The following is a 3,017-nucleotide window of genomic DNA, read 5'->3' on the forward strand; positions in this document are numbered from 1 at the left end:
GCCGGCAACGACGTCATCGAAGGCGGGGCGGGCTCGGACAAGGCCTGGGGCGGTGCCGGCGACGACATCGTGCTGGCCGCCAAGGGCGACGGCGACGACAGCTACTGGGGCGATGGCGGCGTCGACACGCTCGACTACTCCGTGGCGTCAGGCAACCTGACGGTCGACATGGGCACCGGCTTCATGGGCCGCGGCCAGGTCTCGGGCGTCGAGGTCGGCACCGACACGGTCTACGGCTTCGAGAACTTCATCGGCGGCTCCGGCCATGACGTCATCACCGCATCCAATGCCGTCAACATCATCGACGGCGGCCTTGGCGAGGACGTCTTCCGCTTCACCTCGGTGGCAGCGGCAAACGGCGACACGATCTACGGCTTTACGCCGGGAGACCGGATCGACTTCTCCTCGATCGATGCCAACACCGGACAGGCGGGTCTGCAGCACTTCACGCTTTCGGCCGGAACGACGCTCTCGGGCGCCGGCCAGATCGTGGTGACGCATGAGACCCAGGACGGCGCCGACGTCACGGTGATCCGCGGCAGTGTCGATGCCGACCCGGATGCCGACTTCGAGCTTTCGATCGCCGGTACGCATAACCTCAAGGTCGCCGACTTCAACGGCGTCTCCTGAGCAGGAAGCGTTATTCCCGGCCGGTCGCTCTGACCGGCCGGGACAGCATGCGGGCGGACAAAAGGGGATCTCATCATGAGCAAGAAGAAAGAGCCGCAACACAAGATCGGCGGCATGCGCGGTATCCTGATCTATCTCTTCGGCCTTTCCGGCCTGATCAACATCCTGGCGCTGACCGGCGCCTTCTACATGCTGCAGATCTACGATCGGGCGCTGACCAGCGGCAGCATCTCCACTTTGGTGGCACTGTCGGTGCTGGCGGTCGGGCTCTATCTGTTCCAGGGCCTGTTCGACGTCATCCGCTCGCAGATCCTGGTCCGGCTCGGTGCCCGGCTCGACAGCCAGCTGGCGCCGCTTGCCCACAAGGTGGTGATCGAGATGCCGCGCTTCGGCTATTCGACGGCGGAGGCGACGGAACGCGGCCGCGACGTCGACACGCTGCGCGGGTTCCTGGCGAGCCAGGGGCCGGTGGCGCTGTTCGACCTGCCGTGGATCCCGATCTATCTCGTCTTCGTCTGGCTTTTGCATCCGATGCTCGGCTACCTCACGGTCGGCGGCGCGCTGGTGCTGGCGGTGCTGACGATCATTGCCGAGGTGCTGACGCGGCGCCATTCCAGCTCGATGATCAAGGCCTCGGTGGCGCGCAGCTCGGTGGCCGAAAGCAATGCCCGCAACAGCGACGTGCTGCATGCCATGGGCATGACCGGCCGGGCGGTCGATCGCTTCGAGAAGGCCAACCGCCGCCATCTCGACTGTCAGACCAAGACGTCCGACATCGGCGGCACGCTGTCGGGCCTGTCGAAGGTGCTGCGCATGATCCTGCAATCGGCGATCCTCGGGCTCGGCGCCTATCTGGCGATCCGCGGGCAGATGTCGGCCGGTTCGATCATCGCCTCGTCGATCGTGACGGCCAGGGCACTGGCGCCGGTCGATATGGCGATCGCGCAATGGAAGGGCGTGGTGGCGGCACGGCGCAGCTATCATCGCCTCAACGAGACGCTCGGCGTGCTCGACGAGCGCTCCGGCAGCCTCGACCTGCCGGCGCCGACGGAAAGCCTGTCGCTCGACAAGGTGACGACGGTGGCGCCGTCGACCGGGGCGGTGCTCTTGAGCGAAGTGAGCCTGGAACTGAAAGCCGGGCAGGCGCTGGGGCTGATCGGTCCGTCGGGCGGCGGCAAGACGACGCTGGCACGCGCCATGCTCGGCATCTGGCCGGTCTTGCGCGGCGCAGTGCGCATCGACGGCGCCGATCTCAACCAATGGCCCGAGACGCTGTTCAACCAGCATGTCGGCTACCTGCCGCAGGACGTGGCGCTGATGGACGGCACGGTGTCGGACAACATCTCGCGCTTTGCCGAAGCGCCGAATGCGCGCGCCATCATCCGCGCCGCCAAGGCCGCCGGCATCCACGAGATGATCGTGCACCTGCCGAACGGCTACCAGACCGAACTTGGTCCTCATGGAACCGCACTGTCCGCAGGCCAGCGGCAACGCATTGCCCTGGCTCGTGCACTCTACGGGGATCCTTTTCTTGTGGTGCTCGACGAGCCGAACTCCAACCTCGATGCGGAAGGGGAAGAGGCGCTGTGTCAGGCCATCCTCAAGGTGCGCGAGCGCGGCGGCATCGTCGTCATCGTCGCCCACCGCCCGAGCGCGCTGCAGACGGTCGACATGATCGGCCTGGTGCAGGCCGGCCGGCTGGTCGCCTTCGGACCGAAGGAGGAGATCCTGCCGTCGCAGAAGATGCGGCCGCTGGTGGTGGAGAAGAACCGCAGGGCGGATGCCGCCGGCAGGGCCGATGCGGCCGGCAGGGCCGATCCCGGCATGGGCCAGCCGCAACGGGTGCCGGCGGAATAGCCGGCACGCCGATCCCAGGGGAGCGCTGCCTTCGGGCGGCGGATCCCGTCAGACGCCGCGCGAGCGACACGAGGCCAAGGCGCAAGACGCGCTCCGCAACAGGAGCCAGCACCGGCCGAGGAGGATGTCATGGACGAGAAGCTCATCCTGAACCGACCCGACAGCCAGCAGGCGGTCGCGCCGATGAACCGTTACGAGATCGCCGACAAGCCGGAGCGCAAGCGTGGCCGCATGCTGTTGTCGGCCTTGTTTCTGGGCGGTCTCGGCTCGGTGTTTGCCGGCCGTGACGAGGCTGGCGGCAATGCGCCGGCGCATCGGCCTCTTGGCGACGGCGAGGCGATGGCGCCGGAACCCGAACAGCAGACCGGCCCGGATCTCGCCGGTGCGCTCGATGTCGTCAACGATGTCGCCGATTATTTCCGCGAGCTGATGGCCGACTTCGCGCTGACGACCGGCACGGTTCCAACCGTCACCGGACGGCTGCGCGCCTCGGTGCGGCTGTCCTTCGACGACGGCCGTCCCGATACCGG

General features: G+C 67.3%; 3 protein-coding genes. All 3 read left to right on the plus strand.

Features of this window, described 5'->3' with window-relative positions:
* The coding region (locus AC1Q80_RS30725; protein ID WP_492362924.1) for a M10 family metallopeptidase C-terminal domain-containing protein at positions 1–630 on the plus strand (630 nt) is incomplete at its 5' end.
* Between the two features lie 75 nt (positions 631–705).
* Positions 706–2,487, plus strand: coding sequence for a type I secretion system permease/ATPase (locus AC1Q80_RS30730; protein WP_492362925.1), 1,782 nt, complete (start codon positions 706–708; stop codon positions 2,485–2,487).
* A gap of 129 nt (positions 2,488–2,616) precedes the next feature.
* The coding region (locus AC1Q80_RS30735) for a hypothetical protein (RefSeq protein ID WP_492362926.1) at positions 2,617–3,017 on the plus strand (401 nt) is incomplete at its 3' end.

The sequence above is a fragment of the Ensifer sp. GW823-FHT05D09 genome (genome assembly GCF_058795755.1).